This window comes from Streptomyces sp. R41 (assembly GCF_041053055.1).
GTDB lineage: Bacteria > Actinomycetota > Actinomycetes > Streptomycetales > Streptomycetaceae > Streptomyces.
Genome location: NZ_CP163443.1, coordinates 6733656 through 6749430, shown reverse-complemented (window position 1 = coordinate 6749430; position 15775 = coordinate 6733656). Strand labels below are relative to the sequence as shown.

The 15775-nt window shown below is 70.2% G+C and carries 13 protein-coding genes; 3 read left to right on the top strand and 10 right to left on the bottom strand.

Translation table 11 applies throughout. From position 1 onward, the window contains the following. Nucleotides 1-60: 60 nt before the first annotated feature. From AB5J53_RS30915 to AB5J53_RS30875, 9 genes are all read right to left on the bottom strand, one after another. Complete coding sequence (locus AB5J53_RS30915) at nt 61-792, bottom strand: response regulator (RefSeq protein ID WP_369248898.1); 732 nt, start codon at nt 790-792, stop codon at nt 61-63. Next, nucleotides 785-2260 carry a sensor histidine kinase gene (locus AB5J53_RS30910; protein WP_369248897.1) on the bottom strand — a complete coding sequence of 492 codons (1476 nt, stop codon included), beginning with the start codon at nt 2258-2260 and terminating at the stop codon, nt 785-787. The genes AB5J53_RS30915 and AB5J53_RS30910 overlap by 8 nt, the downstream gene beginning before the upstream one ends. Beyond that, nucleotides 2260-3150 (bottom strand): DUF5936 domain-containing protein, encoded by an 891-nt coding sequence (locus AB5J53_RS30905; protein WP_369248896.1) that lies wholly within the window; start codon nt 3148-3150, stop codon nt 2260-2262. Before AB5J53_RS30905 ends, AB5J53_RS30910 begins: the two co-directional genes overlap by 1 nt. A 13-nt stretch (nt 3151-3163) precedes the next feature. Beyond that, a complete protein-coding gene (locus AB5J53_RS30900; protein WP_369248895.1) occupies nt 3164-4105 on the bottom strand; it encodes a type II secretion system F family protein in 942 nt (313 codons plus the stop codon). A 40-nt stretch (nt 4106-4145) separates the two neighbouring features. Further along, a complete protein-coding gene (locus AB5J53_RS30895) occupies nt 4146-5486 on the bottom strand; it encodes a CpaF family protein (protein ID WP_369248894.1) in 1341 nt (446 codons plus the stop codon). A gap of 29 nt (nt 5487-5515) precedes the next feature. After that, the gene (locus tag AB5J53_RS30890) at nt 5516-6043 is read right to left on the bottom strand and encodes a TadE family protein (RefSeq protein ID WP_369248893.1); all 528 of its coding nucleotides are present in this window, start codon (nt 6041-6043) and stop codon (nt 5516-5518) included. A gap of 440 nt (nt 6044-6483) precedes the next feature. After that, a complete protein-coding gene (locus AB5J53_RS30885; protein WP_369248892.1) occupies nt 6484-8100 on the bottom strand; it encodes a CpaE family protein in 1617 nt (538 codons plus the stop codon). 39 nt (nt 8101-8139) lie between these two features. After that, nucleotides 8140-8853, bottom strand: a complete 714-nt coding sequence (cpaB, locus tag AB5J53_RS30880; RefSeq protein WP_369248891.1) for a Flp pilus assembly protein CpaB — start codon at nt 8851-8853, stop codon at nt 8140-8142. Nucleotides 8854-9056: 203 nt separating this feature from the next. Further along, nucleotides 9057-9944, bottom strand: coding sequence for a hypothetical protein (locus AB5J53_RS30875; RefSeq protein WP_369248890.1), 888 nt, complete (start codon nt 9942-9944; stop codon nt 9057-9059). 366 nt (nt 9945-10310) lie between these two features. On the opposite strand from AB5J53_RS30875, the gene AB5J53_RS30870 reads away from it, so the two are divergent. From AB5J53_RS30870 to AB5J53_RS30860, 3 genes are all read left to right on the top strand, one after another. Further along, on the top strand, nt 10311-12005 hold the full coding sequence (locus AB5J53_RS30870; RefSeq protein WP_369248889.1) for a chitinase: 1695 nt from the start codon (nt 10311-10313) through the stop codon (nt 12003-12005). 420 nt (nt 12006-12425) lie between these two features. Next, nucleotides 12426-12941: a SigE family RNA polymerase sigma factor gene (locus AB5J53_RS30865; protein ID WP_369248888.1), complete on the top strand. Its 516-nt coding sequence runs from the start codon at nt 12426-12428 to the stop codon at nt 12939-12941. Between the two features lie 58 nt (nt 12942-12999). Beyond that, on the top strand, nt 13000-14265 hold the full coding sequence (locus tag AB5J53_RS30860) for a hypothetical protein (protein ID WP_369248887.1): 1266 nt from the start codon (nt 13000-13002) through the stop codon (nt 14263-14265). Nucleotides 14266-14287: 22 nt separating this feature from the next. On the opposite strand, the gene AB5J53_RS30855 is transcribed toward AB5J53_RS30860, so the two are convergent. Next, complete coding sequence (locus tag AB5J53_RS30855; protein WP_369248886.1) at nt 14288-15637, bottom strand: Nramp family divalent metal transporter; 1350 nt, start codon at nt 15635-15637, stop codon at nt 14288-14290. Nucleotides 15638-15775: the final 138 nt, after the last annotated feature.

The window sequence follows — 15775 nt, the reverse complement described above, 5'->3', positions numbered from 1 at the left end:
CGTACGTGAGAACGCGCCTACTCCGGGTGGGCCCAGGGGCCCAACTTCTGGTGGGTGGAGTCATCGGTTCCACCCCTCGTGGGTCGTGCCCAGCCAGTGGGCGATGGCTTCGCTGCGCGAGGAGCTGTGCAGCTTTGCGAAGATGCGGTTGATGTGGTTCTTGACGGTCTTCTCGCTGATGAAGCAGGTGGCGGCGATTTGGCGGTTGCTCATGCCGGCTGCGATGAGGTCCATCACCTCCACCTCCCTTGAACTCAGACCGAAGTCGGGCCGGTTGGGGCCGCGCCGGGGCAGCCCCGTCGCGTACGCGGATCGAGCCTTTGACGACTGTGCCATAGATGGTTGCAGATGCGAAGCGAGTTCGTTCGGTTCGTACGAAACTCCGAGTGGATCCTGGACAGTTGGCCGGCCGTGCCGCAGGTCGCGTACGGCCGTGATCAGTTCGGCGGCGGTGAACTCGCCGTGGACCAAGTAGCCAGACGCGCCCCGGCGCAGGGCCTCGGCCACGACCTCGGGTTCACGGCTGTAGGTCAGCATCATCACGGGGGCCAGGCGGGCCAGTTCGGGGAGGGCGGTCAGGCCGTCCGTGCCGGGCATGCGGACGTCGAGGAGGACGACATCCGGGGTGAGACGGGCGGCGGCCCTCAGAGCCTCGTCGCCGTCCGGTGCCGCCGCGACCACCTCGATGTCCGGGTGGCCGTCGAGCAGCGCGGTCAGGCCCGCCCGGACGACCGGGTTGTCGTCGGCGACGAGTACACGCAGGGGCGGGCCGGTAAGTGCCTGGTCAGGCATGAGCGGCCTCCTCTTGGGGAGTGGGGGGTGTGGGGGAGGCGGCGGCCGAGGAGAGCGGGAGGGTCAGGTGGACCTCGGTGCCGCCCTGCGGGGGTCGGTTCAGGGCGATGCGGCCACCCAGCGAGGCGGCTCGTTCCGTCATGCCGAGCAGACCGAAATGGCCGGTTCTCGTCAGGTCTTCGAGGGCGAGAGAAGGGGGCAGACCTACTCCGTCGTCCACTACTCGCAGCGCGAACTCGGCCTCCGAGACGTCGAGTTCGATCGTCGCGCTGCTCGCGTTCGCGTGGCGGTGGGCGTTCTCCAAGGCCTCGGACACGATCGCCAGGACGTGGTGGGCCATGGCGTAGGGGAGGATCGGGCGCCCGCCCAGGTGTCGTACCGCCGTGGTGAGGTGCGTGCGGGACTCGAACTCCGCCGTACGGATGCGGAGTTCGGACAGGACGTCCGTGTCCGGGGTCGTGAGGTCGGTGTGGCGGCGCAGGTCCGAGAGGAGTGCGCGGGACTCCGTCGCGGCGCGGCGGGCCGCGCCCGCCACCAGCGTCGCCTGGCGCTTGAGCGTGTGCGGGTCCGACTCGTCCGCCGAGGTGGCCAGTGCCTCCGCCGCCAGGGCCAGGCCGTGGAGGGTCTTCGCCACGGAGTCGTGCATCTCGCGGGCCAGGCGGGCCCGTTCGGACTCCACGGCCTCCGCCACGGCGAGGCGCGAGGTCGCCTCGGACAGCGCCTGGCTGGCCGTGCCGAAGCGGAACATCAGGTTGCGGAGGGTTACGCCGATGATGCCGGCGCCGACGCAGAAGCCCGCGATGAGGAGGGTGTTGGCGCCCGCTCCCGGGTGGTGTTCCCAGGCCCGGTAGACCGTGAGGAGGACGATCAGCTGCAGGCCCGTGAAGATGCCTGAGCCTCGCCAGCCGTACAGCAGGCCCGCGAGGAGTGGGGTGCAGACCGTCGCGTAGGCGAGAGGGGAAGCGGGGGACGCCGTCAGGAGCAGGACCGCTCCGAAGGTGAGGTCCACTGCCATGAGGGTGGGGTGCGCGAGGAGACGGGGGCCCAGGCGGTCCCAGTCTCTGAGCATGGCGTACGAGCCCATGACGCCGAGGACTGCCGCGGCGAGGACCGCGTAGCGGGGCGGGCCGTCCGCCGCGTTGCTCATCGCGAAGGGGGCGCCTATCGCGATGGCTGCGAGGCGTACGGCGAAGGCCTGGCGGCAGAGGGCCTGGAGGGCGTTGAGCTGGAGGCGGACGTTTCCTGGAGCGGGGGCGTCGTCCGCGAGGTACCCGACGTTGCCCTGGGGCCAACCTGTGCTCGCCCCTTGTGCCGGGGCCGCGGCGTCCTGGTTGCCCTCGGGTTGGGTGTGCTTACCGGCGCTTGCAGGGTGCCGCTCACTTTGGGACGGGTGCCGCCCGAGCGGCACGATCGCCCGCAGCTGCGAACGTTCCAGCGGCACGATCGCCCACAGCTCCCGGAGGCCCATCAGCGGCCCAAGATCGAGCCGAAGTTGGTCCCGGACCCCAAGAACATCCCCGTCGCGATCAGGATCATGGTCGCCGGGAGCATGAAGACCAGAGTGACCATCGTCGCCTTGGGGATGGTCTTGGCGGCGCGACGGCGGGCATTCTGGGCGTCGGTGCGGCGCATGTCCGTGGCGAGTTGGATCAGGGTCTCCGCGATGGGGGAGCCCAGCTCCTCGCCCTGTTGCAGGGCGGAGACGAACTGGGCCACCTGTTCGGAGGAGTTGCGCCTGCGGAGCTCGTCGAAGGCCTGGCGGCGGCTGACGCCCATGTCCATCTGGCGGAGGGTGATGCGCAGCTCGTCCGCCCAGGGGCCCTCGTACTTCTCGGCGACGCGGTCAAGGGCCTGGCGGAAGCCGAGGCCCGCCGAGACGACGACGGCAAGGACGTCGAGGAAGTCCGGGAGCGTGCGGTCGATGACCTCCTTGCGTTCGCGGACGGCCTGCCAGATGGCGGCGTCGGCGGCGAGGAGGCCGAAGGCCAGTGCCAGGGCGGCGAAGAGGAGCTGGCCGTTCGAGAGGAAGACGAAGGCCAGTACGACGCCGAAGATGCCGTACACCGCGCGGCGGGCCGCGTAGCGGTTCAGCGTCAGCCCGCCCGGGTTGCCCGCCATGTCGATGCGGCGGCGCTTGGCGTCGACGCGGCGGGGGCCCATCAGGCGCAGCACCGTGGGCGCGAAGCGCATGCCGAGGCGGTCGACGGCCGAGTCCGCCTTGGAGACGCGGGTTCCGCCGACCTCCAGGGCGAGCGCGAGGTCGCTGGGGAGTTTGGCTTCGGCGCGGATCATGCGGATGCCCAGGAGGACGCCCGCGACGGCCGCGCCCATCAGGACGGCGAGCAGCAGCGGCAGCAACGTAACCCCTCCCTCATACTTCGATCTTGCCGAGGCGGCGGATGACGAAGAAGCCGACGGTGTAGAGACCGAGGGCCAGCAGGACCAGGCCCTGGCCGAGCGGGGAGCCGGTGACACGGGCCAGCGCTCCCTCGTTCGAGGAGTTGATCAGCACGAGTGAGCCGATGCCCAGGAACGGGACCGTGAAGGCGGTCGCGTTGACCTCGGAGAGCATCGTGCGGACCTCACGGCGGGTTTCCTTGCGGTCTTCCAGGGTCTGGGTGAGGTTGCGGAGTGAGTTGACGACCGAGCCGCCCGCCTTGTTGGCGAGGACGAGGGTCGTGACGAGGACGATGAGCTCGCGGGAGGGCAGGCGTTCGGAGAGTTCGCCGAGCGCGTCGTCGATCGTCCGGCCCAGCATCAACTGGTCCGCCACATGGGCGAGTTCCTCGCCCGCCGGGGCCTCCAGCTCCTCCGCCGCCATGGCCAGGGCCGTGCGCAGGGCAAGGCCCGCCGCCGTCGCGTTCGCCAGCAGGCGGGCCACGTCGGGGAGTTGGTTGATGAAGGCCTCGATGCGTTTCTGGCGTTGCCAGTTGAGGAAGATGGCCGCGCTCCACACGCCCAGGACGGCGGCGATCGGGCCGAAGAAGGGGGCGAGGGTCGCGGAGGCGATCAGCCACAGGGCCACGACCACCGCCGTGACGTACGTGAAGAACTCCCCCGCCGTCACGTCGAGTCCCGTCGCCGACAGGCGCAGGTGGATGGTGCGGCCGAGGCGGGTGCGGCGCAGTCGGCGGTCGATGCCGGCGAAGCGGCGTACGCGGCCGGCCGCCGTACGCAGCGGGCCGCCGCCGGAGAGGCGGTCGACGAGGGCCTGGCGCTGGGCACGCCCCGAGGCGTACGTGTGCACGCCCGCGACGGCGAGTGTGCCGCCGAGGAGGGTCGTGCCGAGGGCGAGGAGGGCCGGGTTGTTCATGGCTGCCTCCCTTCGGAGGAGGAGTCGACAGTGGGGGATGTCATCCGATGGCCTGCCTCGTATTGAGTACGTCGATGGCCTCCGCGACGCCGAAGGCGGGCGGCAGCGGCTCATTGGCGACGTACAGCTTCTCCGCGATCTGGCGCGGGAGCGGGAGGTGCTCGAAGTGGCCGTGGACGATGCGGTCCGCGCCTACGGGGCGGGGGACGAAACGGGTGACGGGCGCGATACGGAACTGTTCGCGGCCGTGCGAGACGAGCAGGGCGATCTCCGTGACCTTGCGGGAGCCGTCGGCGTGCCGGGCCAGCTGGACGACGACATCGACCGCGGAGTTGATCTGGTCCTTCAGGGCCTCGAAGGGGATCTGGACCTCGGACATCGAGCCGAGGGTCTGCAGGCGCATCAGGGCGTCCTCGGCGGAGTTCGCGTGGACGGTGGCCAGGGAGCCGTCGTGGCCGGTCGACATGGCCTGGAGCATGTCGAGGGTCTCGCCGCCGCGGACCTCACCGACGATGATGCGGTCGGGGCGCATGCGCAGGGAGTTGCGGACCAGGTCCCGGATGGTGATCTGGCCCTTGCCCTCCACGTTCGGGGGGCGGGATTCGAGGCGGATGACGTGCTCCTGCTGGAGCTGGAGTTCGGCCGAGTCCTCGATGGTGATGATGCGTTCGTGGGACGGGATCAGGCCGGAGAGGGCGTTCAGGAGGGTCGTCTTCCCGCTGCCGGTGCCGCCGCTGACGATGACATTGAAGCGGGCCCTGACGAAGGCCGCGAGCAGCATGAGCATCTGCTCGTCGAGGGAGCCGAGGCCGATCAGTTCCGGGAGGGTGTACGCGCGCGGGAAGCGGCGGATCGTGAGCGTCGGGCCGGTCAGGGCGAGCGGCGGGATGATGACGTTGACGCGCTCGCCGGTGGGGAGGCGGGCGTCGACCATCGGGTTCGACTCGTCCACCCGCCTGTTCACCGTGGAGACGATCCGCTCGATGGTCTGCATGAGCTGCTCGCTGGACGCGAAGCGCAGGGGGAGCTGCTCCACGCGGCCGGCCCGCTCCACGAAGATGGAGTCGGGCCCGTTGACCATGATCTCGGTGATCGACGCGTCGGCGAGGAGCGGTTCGAGGACGCCGAGGCCGAGGGCCTCGTCCACCACCCTGCGGATCAGCTGGGAGCGTTCCGCGGAGGAGAGGACCGGGCCCTCTCGGCTGATGATGTGCCCCAGTACGCGCTCCAGGCGTACGCGGCGTTCGGCTGCCGCCAGGCTGGACATCTCGGCGAGGTCGATCTCTTCGAGGAGCTTCGCGCGGTAGACGGCGACGAGGTGTCCGTCCTCACGGGCGGGGCCCGACTCGTCGGGGGTGGCTATGCGGGAACGCAGGCTCATGACATCGGCTCCTCTCGGTCGGTCGTCGGTCAGTCGTCGGTGGGCATGGTGGCGTGGCGTGTCACATCCCAGTCGCCGAAGAGGGGGATGACGGCGGGAACATGGACCTTGACGGTCGCGGTGGTGAGATCGGGGCCTTTGACGGGCGTCACCTTCGGGTCGAGCCATCCGCTGACGGCGGCCTGCCCGGCCGCCGCGCCGTCCCCGCCCTGGGACTCGACCCGCGCGGCGGCTCGTGCCGCGGTGCCCGCCTGGTTGATGCCGTAGCCGACGAGGCCGAGCTGGATGGCGGCCATCCCGATGACGAGCAGGATCGGCAGGAACCCGGCGAACTCCAGGATGGATACGCCACGGTCGTCCCAGCGGCGCCGCCGCGGCCGGGCCTCGCGGGTCGGCTTCGCCGCGGTGACGGCGGGTTCGGCACAGCCGGACGGTGCCGCGGTGGTTGCTCGCCGTCGCGGCGCGATTGGGTGAGCGGGGGTGAGGGGGTGAGCAGGCTGGAGGTGGGGAGCGGGTGCGAGGCCGGGAGCAGGTGCGGTGGCAAGGCCCGACGGCATGGTGCCGGGAGCCGGCGCAGTGCCACCGACCGGCACGAGACCGGCAGCCGACGCAATGCGGCGAGCCGGCGCGAGACCGGGAGCAGGTGCGGTGGCAAGGCCCGACGGCATGGTGCCGGGAGCCGGCGCAGTGCCACCGACCGGCACGAGACCGGCAGCCGACGCAATGCCGCGAGCCGGCGCGAGGCCAGGCGCAGGTGCGGTCGCGAGGCCCGACGGCATGGAGCCGGGAGCAGACGCAGAGCCGCCGACCGGCACGAGACCGGGAGCAGACGCAGAGCCGCCGACCGGCACGAAGCCGGCAGCAGGCCCAGCCCCACCAACCGACACAAGACCGGCAGCAGACCCAGAACCACCGACCGGCGCGAGGCCGGCAGTAGGCCTCGTGGCGCGAGTCGGCGACATGCGGCCGGCGGGCCTGCGGCGGAGCGTCGAGCGGGTCATCCTCCGTCCCCCTCCAGCGCCGCCCCCGCGTCCCCGTTCACACGCCACCCCGCGTCGAACCCCGGGAAGAACAGCGGCACGTCGACCTTGACGGTGGCCTTCATCACCGAGCCCGCCGGGGTGCAGTTGATCTCGGCGCCGCTCCAGGCGCCCGGCAGATGCTTGCTCCCCGCCGCCGCGCACGCGCCCGCGACATCGCCGTTGACCGCGTACGCCGCTGTCGCCGCGCGGGCCGCCTCGTCCGCCGCGTTCCCGGCCAGCGAGTACGAGTAGCCGTACAGGACGCACTGCCACAGGATCGTCATCACGACGAGCAGCAGGGGGAACATGCCCGCGAACTCCAGAGTGACCGCCCCTCGGTCGCCGCCCCGGCGGCGCAGCGCCAGCGCGCCCCGGTCCGACGACGTCCTGCGGCGGCGGCCTCCGCCGCCGCTCTCCTGGGCGGCCACCAGGCCGAGTTCGCCCGCAAGCGCCCACAGGGCCTGTTTGACCGTCGAGCGGGTGTCCAGGTCCTGGAGCCGGCCGGCGTCGACCACGGACTGGAGTTCCTTGAAGGCGGCGGGAACCGCGGAGCGGGCGACCTTGGTGCCGGTGACGCGTTCGACGAGGGAGAGCTGGATCTCCGTACCCCTCGAGAAACGGTTCACGACCGTCGTCGTCTCCTCCGCCTTGCGGATCTGGAGGCGGTCCCACATGCGGACCATGCGTTTGGCGGCGCGGACGGCGACGACGTCCGGGGTGACGAGGAGCAGCGCCTGGTCGGCCATCTCGACGGCGGCGGCGGTCGCGGCGTTCATCTGGGAGCCGCAGTCGACGACCACCACGTCGTGGCGGGAGCGCAGGGCGGCCAGGACCTGGCGGGCCACCCGGTCGGTGACCTCCTCGCCGCGTTCGCCCTCGGCGGGGGCCAGCAGGAGGCCGATGCCGCTGTCGTGGGTGTAGACGGCGTCCTGGAGGACGCGGGGATTGATGTCGCTGATACCGGCCAGGTCGGCCACCGACCTGCGGAACTGCACGTCCAGGTACGACGCCACGTCGCCGGACTGGAGGTCGAGGTCCACCAGCGCCACGGTGCGGCCCGACGCCGCTGCCGCCAGGGCGAGCTGGACGGCCGTCAGCGTCGCGCCGACGCCGCCCTTCGCGCCGGTCACCGTGACGACCGTGCCGCCGGGCCCCGCGTACAGCTCGGGCGTACCGCTGCCGAGGTGGCGGCGCATGCCGAGGGACCACGCGGCAGCGGCCTGGACGCGTTCGGCGAGGGCGTCGTAGCCCAGCGGGAGGCCGATGATGCCGCGGGCGCCGGAGTCCATGGCGGCGGTGAGGACGCCGGTGCTGGCATCGGCGGTGATGAGGACGACGCCGACCGCCGGGAAGCGCATCACCAGGTCGCGGATCAGGTCCAACGCCGGGACGGGGCCTATCCGTTCGTGGATCAGGACCACTTCCGGCAATTCGTCGAGGGACTCGGCGGCCAGCCTCGCCAGTGTGTCCAGCAGCGCCGTCGAGTCGGGGACGGGCGGCGCCGGTTCGGCGTCGGCGAGCTGGCTCAGCAGGGTGGTGAGCGCGCGGGCCGAGTCGATGTCACCGACGGCGGGGAGGATACGGGTGGTCATCGGCAAAGCCCCACGGGGATGGACCTCATGCGCGGCCTCCTACTTGTCCTCGTCGAGGGTGTACGTACGGTCGCCGGGCGCGACGGTCGCGTCGGAGCCGCCCGCGACCAGGGCGAGCCGGACGTGTTCGGCGAACGACTCGGCGTACGCGACGCGTTGGGCGTCGGCGGTGTCGAGCGCGAAGGTGATGGGGACGGCCTGGGTGGCGCTGTTGCGTCGGTCGGAGCTGGACTGGCCCGGGTCGAGCGCGGTGAGCTTGCCGACGTCGATGACGCGGGCGTTCTCGACGATGACCTTGGACTGGTCGGTGCCCTTGTCGTTCTCGGCCTTGAAGGTGGCGTAGATGTTGACCCGGGAACCGGGGTTGATCTTGCCCGCGACGCCGGTCGCCGCGTCGATCATGATCGCGATCTCCTGCTGTCCTGCGGCCAGTTCGGGCCGGTCCACGATCATGTCGGTCTGCAGCAGGGAGCCCTTCTCCAGCTGGGTGACCGCGATCTTGCCGCGGATCTGGGAGAGGCTGGTGACGGCCGTGTCCGACAGCCAGCGCTCGGGCATCGAGATCCTCTGGAACTGGTCGGCCGACAGCTCCTTGTAGGGCGCGATGTCGTCCTTCAGGCGGTACGCCGCCACCTCCGGGCCGACCTTGGAGTTCACGTCACGGATCACCGAGAGCACTCCGGCGAAGGCGCCCAGGGCGCACAGGGCCGAGAGGACCAGCAGGATGACGCCGCGGCGCTGGCGCGAGTTCACTGAATCTCACCTCGTAGTGACGTGCCGGGGACTTGGCCGAGCTGCTTTTCCTGCCGGGGGTCCGGGGGTTGTCCCCCGGGGTGATGCAGCATGACGCGGACAACCTCGATCGTGGGGCGGGGACGGCGGGGTCGAGCGGTCGTGCCTGGTGTTGTTCAGCTTGTTGTTCTGCTGCACGTACGTGGCTTACGTGGCATGTGTACTCACGTGGCGCCCCGGGGCAGGGCGCGCACCGAAGAGGCTGCCCGGACGGCGGTGGCCGGAAGCCCCTGCGAAGGTGAAGGCGGCGGTGGCAGCGGCGCGGCACAGAACCCGCAGCGATCCCCGATGAGTTCGAGGCCGCACCAGTGGCACTCCTCCCGCCGGACGGACGACACGAGCTGGTAGAGCACGGAGACGTCGTACAGGCCGGCGGCGAACTCGACGAGCCGCGACGTGCCCCACCAGCGGGCCGACTCCTCCGGCAGCGGCACGGTCGCGACGCCTTGCACCCGCCAGGCGGGCGCGAGCTCGGCGGTGACCCAGTCGGAGGGCGGCTGACCCGCGGCGACGAGCAGCCGGGTGCCGAACTCGGGCCCGGGCAGCTCCTCCTGGCCGACTCTGACGAGCTGCGGTCGCGGATTGGCCAGTACGGCGAACTGGGCACCCGGCATCCAGGACTTGGCGTGGGACTTCAGGGACACCGGGACCCGGTCGAGCCCCGCGACCGAGCCGAGCAGGGCGCCGGCGTAGATGTAGTGGGCGAGCAGGCGGGCGGAGGAGGCGAGCACACCGGGGCTGAAGTCGCAGACCGAGAGCTGCCGCAACTGCTGGGCCAGCAGGGCGAGTCCGAGCGGTGGCAGGTCGATGCCGAGCAGCGCGATGCGGTCGCTCTCCAGGACGGAGCGGACGGTGTGCAGCCGCCGCGTGACGTCACCGGAGACGGAGGACGGGTAGAGCGAGATGACGTAACCGTGCTGCTCGATGAGCGCGTGCATCCCGGTGAGGGAGCTTTCGAGGGTGTCGAGCGGTTGGACGACTGCGGGCGGGGTCTGCCGGTCGTGCGGTGGGAGCACCAGGTCGGGACTGGTGACGGCTATCGCGGTCGGCACGCTGCACACACCCCGTTCGCTGCGGCGGGGTGGTCAACCACCGCCTCAGATCGCCCCTGTTTCGCCATGGACCGTCACAGATGGCCACAGATCGTCACTGTGACGTCCTCTTGCATCAGCACCATATCCACGGCATGCCCCGCTCAACACCGAATCTCCGAGATCAACTCACCGAAGGTGTGGGCTTGATCAACGGAGAGTGAGGCGCATATGCCACAACTCGTCGCCCTGACAAGGGTGTTGAGGGCTCCAGAGGTCTTGACAACCGAATTGGTCTGGACCAGCTTGTACATCCAACGGTGGCCACCGTTCCGTATCCCCCTCCCCTCCCCCTCACCGGAGGTCCCAGTGGACCGCGTATCAGGCATGCCCGGACGCAGACGCAGCTGGGCGGGACTCCTCGCCGCCGCACTCGCCGCGTCAGCCCTCACCCTCACCGGCCTCGCCACCGACGCCTCGGCCGCGGACGTCAACAACGCCAAGAACGGCGGCTACGAGTCGGGCCTGAGCAACTGGACCTGTTCCGCGAGCAGCGGTACGACCGTCTCCTCGCCCGTGCACGGCGGCTCGGCCGCGTTGAAGGGCACGCCGGCCGGGCAGGACAACGCCAAGTGCACCCAGACCGTCGCGGTCAAGCCCAACTCGACGTACACACTGAGTGCCTGGGTGCAGGGCGGCTACACCTACCTCGGGGCGACCGGCACGGGGACGACGGACGTGTCGACGTGGACGCCGGACTCCTCCTCCTGGAAGCAGCTGACGACCACCTTCACCACGGGCGCGTCGACGACCTCGGTGACGGTGTACACGCACGGCTGGTACGGACAGGCCGCGTACTACGCGGACGACCTGTCGGTGTACGGCCCCGACGGCGGCGGTGGCGGCGACCCGGCCCCGACGGTCCCGGCGACGCCGGCCGGTCTGGCCGTCTCCTCCACGACCTCCTCGTCCGTCTCCCTCTCGTGGAACACGGTGTCGGGCGCGACGGGCTACAACGTCTACCAGGGCGGTACGAAGGTCCAGTCGGTGACGGGGACTTCGGCGACCGTCTCCGGACTCGCCGCCTCGACGTCGTACTCCTTCCAGGTCACGGCGACGAACTCGGCCGGTGAGTCGGCGAAGTCGTCTGCGGTCACCGGCACGACGACCGCGTCCTCGGGCGGTGGCGGCGGCACCGTGCCGAAGCACGCCGTCACGGGCTACTGGCAGAACTTCAACAACGGCGCGACGGTCCAGAAGATCTCGGCTGTGCAGTCGCAGTACGACATCATCGCCGTCGCCTTCGCGGACGCCACCGGCACACCGGGCGCGGTGAACTTCACCCTCGACTCGGCCGGGCTCGGCGGCTACACCGTCGACCAGTTCAAGGCCGACATCAAGGCCAAGCAGGCCGCGGGCAAGAAGGTCATCATCTCCATCGGCGGCCAGAACGGCACGGTGTCGATCAACGACTCGACGTCCGCGACGAACTTCGCCAATTCCGTCTACTCCCTCATGCAGACGTACGGCTTCGACGGCGTCGACATCGACCTGGAGAACGGACTCAACGCGACGTACATGTCGCAGGCCCTGCGGTCTCTGTCGTCGATGGCCGGGTCGTCCCTCGTCATCACGATGGCCCCGCAGACCATCGACATGCAGTCGACGTCGAACGCGTACTTCCAGACGGCCCTGAACATCAAGGACATCCTGACCGTCGTCAACATGCAGTACTACAACAGTGGTTCGATGCTCGGCTGCGACGGCAAGGTGTACTCGCAGGGCTCGGTCGACTTCCTGACCGCGCTCGCCTGCATCCAGCTGGAGGGCGGCCTCTCCCCGTCCCAGGTGGGCCTCGGCCTTCCCGCCTCCACGAGCGGCGCGGGCAGCGGCTATGTCTCGCCCACGATCGTGAACAACGCCCTCGACTGCCTGACCAAGGCCACCAACTGCGGCTCCTTCAAGCCGTCCAAGACCTACCCGGACCTGCGCGGCGCGATGGCCTGGTCGACGAACTGGGACGCGTCGGCGGGCAACGCGTGGTCGAACGCGGTGGGACCGCACGTGCACGGGCTCGGCTGACGGCGTCCACGCGGCGAAGCGCCCGACCCCGGACGGATGTCTCCCGAGCGCCGACCGGGGTCGGGCGCTCTCCACCCTCACCGCGTCACTCACCGAGAGAATCGCATGGGGCCCAGTAGCTCCGGGCGTGGTGGTACATGACGCCGATGCGTACGACTCCGGCGCGAGTGTGGAGTCCAACGGCTACCGGGCCTCTGGGCGAGCAGGCTGTCCCGCAGGTTCCTCCAGCGCAGCTGGACGGCCCGGTCGGGTTCGTCGATTTCACGGAGGTGTCGAGGTAACGGAGGCGATCGGGCCGGGGCGTTCGTACAGGGGGTTGAGGAACCGCAGAGCTCCTCTCGTCCACCTGTGGTGAAACATTTCCGGGGGTCCACCGCATCAATGAAGTGAGGACGGTGGCGGCAACCGGGGGGAAAACGCATGAGACAGGTCCGTGCGGACGACTACGCGGAGTTCGCGGCGGCCCGCGCGGGGCATCTGTACCGGTCGGCGTGTCTGCTCACCGGCGGTGACACGCACCTGGCCGAGGACCTCGTGCAGGAGGCGCTCGGCCGGATGTACGTCAGTTGGGGGCGGGTCTCCCGCAGCGACAATCCGGCGGCGTACGCGCAGACCGTCCTGACGCGTACGTTCCTCGCCCACCGGCGGCTGCGCAGCAGCGGGGAACGTGCGACCGACGTGATCCCGGACGTCCCGGACCCGGGCACCGCCGACGGTGACACGCCGCTGCGGCTCACCCTGGTCGAGGCGCTGCGCCGGCTGCCCTCGAAGGACCGGGCCGTGGTCGTCCTGCGCTACTGGGAGGACCGCAGCATCGAGGAGACCGCCGACGCGATGCACACCAGCTCGGCCGCCGTACGCACCCGCTGCGTCCGCGCGCTGGCCAAGCTGCGGGCACTGCTGGGCGACAGCCTCAGCGAGCACGCGACACCCTGACCGCCCCCCTTGCCTCGCTTCTCTTTCACTCACTTCTCTTCAGGAACGGTGGTTCCCCATGCATGCCGAGAACTCCCCCGTTGAAGACCCCTTCGAGGAACGGCTCGGCGAGGCCCTGCGCCACGCGGGCGACACCTTCGACACCGACCGGCGGGCCCTGGCCGCCGCCGGGCAAACGCGCGGCCGCAGGCTGCGGCTGCGGCGCCGGATCGCCATCACCGGGAGCGTGGCCGGGCTCGCGCTCGTGGGGGTGGGCGGGGCGCAGCTGGTGCCCGGGGCGGACGGCGGGCAGCCGCAGCAGTCGGCCGCGAGCCCGTCGAGGGTGCGGACGGGCAGCCACGCGAGTGAGGTGTCGGGAGCCGAGCTGCTCCGGACGCTCGAAGGGCTGCTCCCGTCGGGCAAGTTCAGCGGGGAGCAGGCGCGCTCCACCAGCCACGTCCTGGGCCCGACCGCCCATCTCGTGTACGACGACGGTCACGGAAAGGCGGCCGTCGAGGTCGGGCTCGGCCGCATCGACCCGGGGAGCCAGATGGCTCGGGAGTCGACCACGTGCCCGGACAAGAACCTGGTGTCCTACGACGCCTGCACCGCGAGCAAGCTGGCCGACGGCTCGGCCCTCATGATCTTCCAGGGGTACGAGTACCCGGACCGCCGCGTGGACACGAAGCACTGGTACGCACAGTTGGTCACCCCGAAGGGCCAGCAGGTCAGCGTGTACGAGTGGAACGCGGCCGCCGAGAAGGACTCTCCCGTCAGCAGGGCCAACCCGCCGCTGTCGCCCGCGCAGTTGAAGACGGTCGTCACGGCGGCGGCGTGGCGTACCGCCGTCGACGCCATCCCCGAGAAGAAGGCGAAGGGGAAGACGACGGCGCCGTCGACGGCCCCGCTGCCCTCGGCCGACGGCAAGGCGGTCAGGTCCACCCTCGTCTCGCTGCTCCCCAAGGGCGTCGAGGTCAAGGCGCAGGGTGGCCAGGAGAGCGAGTACGCGTACGTGATCGTCGACGACGGCAAGGGCAGGAGCCTCGTCCAGATCAACGTGCAGGCCGACATGTCCGACGTCGAGGGCCAGCTCTTCGGCTCCGACGCCGAGACCCTGCCCGACGGCACGAAGGTCACCACGCGCAAGGAGCCCGGCGAGAAGGGCGGCACGGGGGTCGTGATGTGGACCGCCGACACCATCAGGACCGACGGCATGCGCGTGGTGGTCAGCGCCTTCAACTCCGGGAATCAGGAGACCGCCGCGACCCGCGCCACCCCCGCGCTCACCATGGAGGAGCTGAGGACGATCGCCCTCAGCCCGAAGTGGCGCACGCTGCTCAAGTGACCCGCGGGGTCTCCGACGGGAGCTAGAAGAACTCCGACCACGGCTGGTCCCAGATCTGCTTCACGCACAGGATCAGGAAGAGGAGTCCGGCAACGGCCAGCATGGAGTTGCTCAGCGCGCCGTTACGCCATTCCCTTGGCGTGCGGGAGGAGTTGAGGAGCCAGATCAGGGTGAGGGCGAGGAAGGGGAGGAAGGCCGCGCCCAGGACGCCGTACAGGATGATCAGGCGGAAGGGCTGGCCCTGGAAGAGCAGGACGATGGGCGGGAAGGTCAGCCACAGCAGATACGCGCGAAACGGCCACGACCTCTCCCGCTCGCCGGAGGCGACCTCCTCCCCGGTCGTCGCCGCGCGCTTGCGGTAGCGCTCCACGAAGTCCGCGAACATCAGGCTCACGCCCTGCCAGACGCCGATCAGCGAGGTGAAGGAGGTCGCGAAGAAGCCGATCAGGAAGAACTTCGCGGTCGCCGTGCCGTACTCCGCCTCCAGGATGTCGCCGAGCTGGATCAGGCCCTTGTCGCCGTTCGCGATGGCCACGTTCGCGGAGTGCAGGAGTTCCGCGCCGACGAAGAGCATCGCCACGACGAAGATGCCGGTGGTGGCGTACGCGACCCGGTTGTCGAGCCGCATCACCTTCATCCAGCCGGTGTTCGTCCAACCCTTGGCGTTGACCCAGTAGCCGTACGCCGCGAGGGTGATGGTGCCGCCGACCCCGCCGATCAGACCGAGCGTGTTGAGGATCGAGTCCTTCTCGTCGGGGAGGACGGGGAGCAGCCCCGCGAAGGCGTCGCCGAGGTTGGGGGTGACGCGGATCGCCAGATAGACGGTGACCACGAACATCACGCCCACCAGCACGGTCATGACCTTCTCGAAGACCTCGTACTTGTTGAACCAGACGAAGACCAGGCCGATGAGCCCGCAGATGACCGCCCACGGCTTGATCGACCAGTCGGCCGGGAAGACGTCGGGGAACAGCGCCTGCAGCGGCAGCGCGCTCGACGACATCGCCGCCGCGCCGTAGACGAAGCCCCAGACGACCGCGTAGACGACGAAGAAGTACGTCGTCCACCGGCCCAGGCTCGCCCAGCCGTCGAAGAGGGTGCGTCCGGTGGACAGATGCCAGCGGCCGGCCGCCTCGGCCAGCGAGATCTTGACCACGCAGCCGATCACGGCGGCCCAGAGCAGGGTGTAGCCGAAGTTGCTGCCCGCGATGAGCGTCGCGACGAGGTCCCCGGCGCCGACGCCGGTCGCGGCGACGACGATGCCGGGGCCGATGTACTTCCAACTGGACTTTCGGGGGCGGGAGATGGTCTCGCCTGACGCCGACTCCCCAGACTTCTCGGGCTTACCGGGCTTCCCAGTGGTCTCCGTCATGCGGTTCAAGAAAGCGTAAAGGGGGCGGGGGCACAAGGGAACACGCGGCGATCACCACGCGACGCACACATGGTCAGGACGATTTTCGGCCGATTCCCGCCATCGGCTCTTTGTCCTCTCTTGACCTGCTCATGCCAC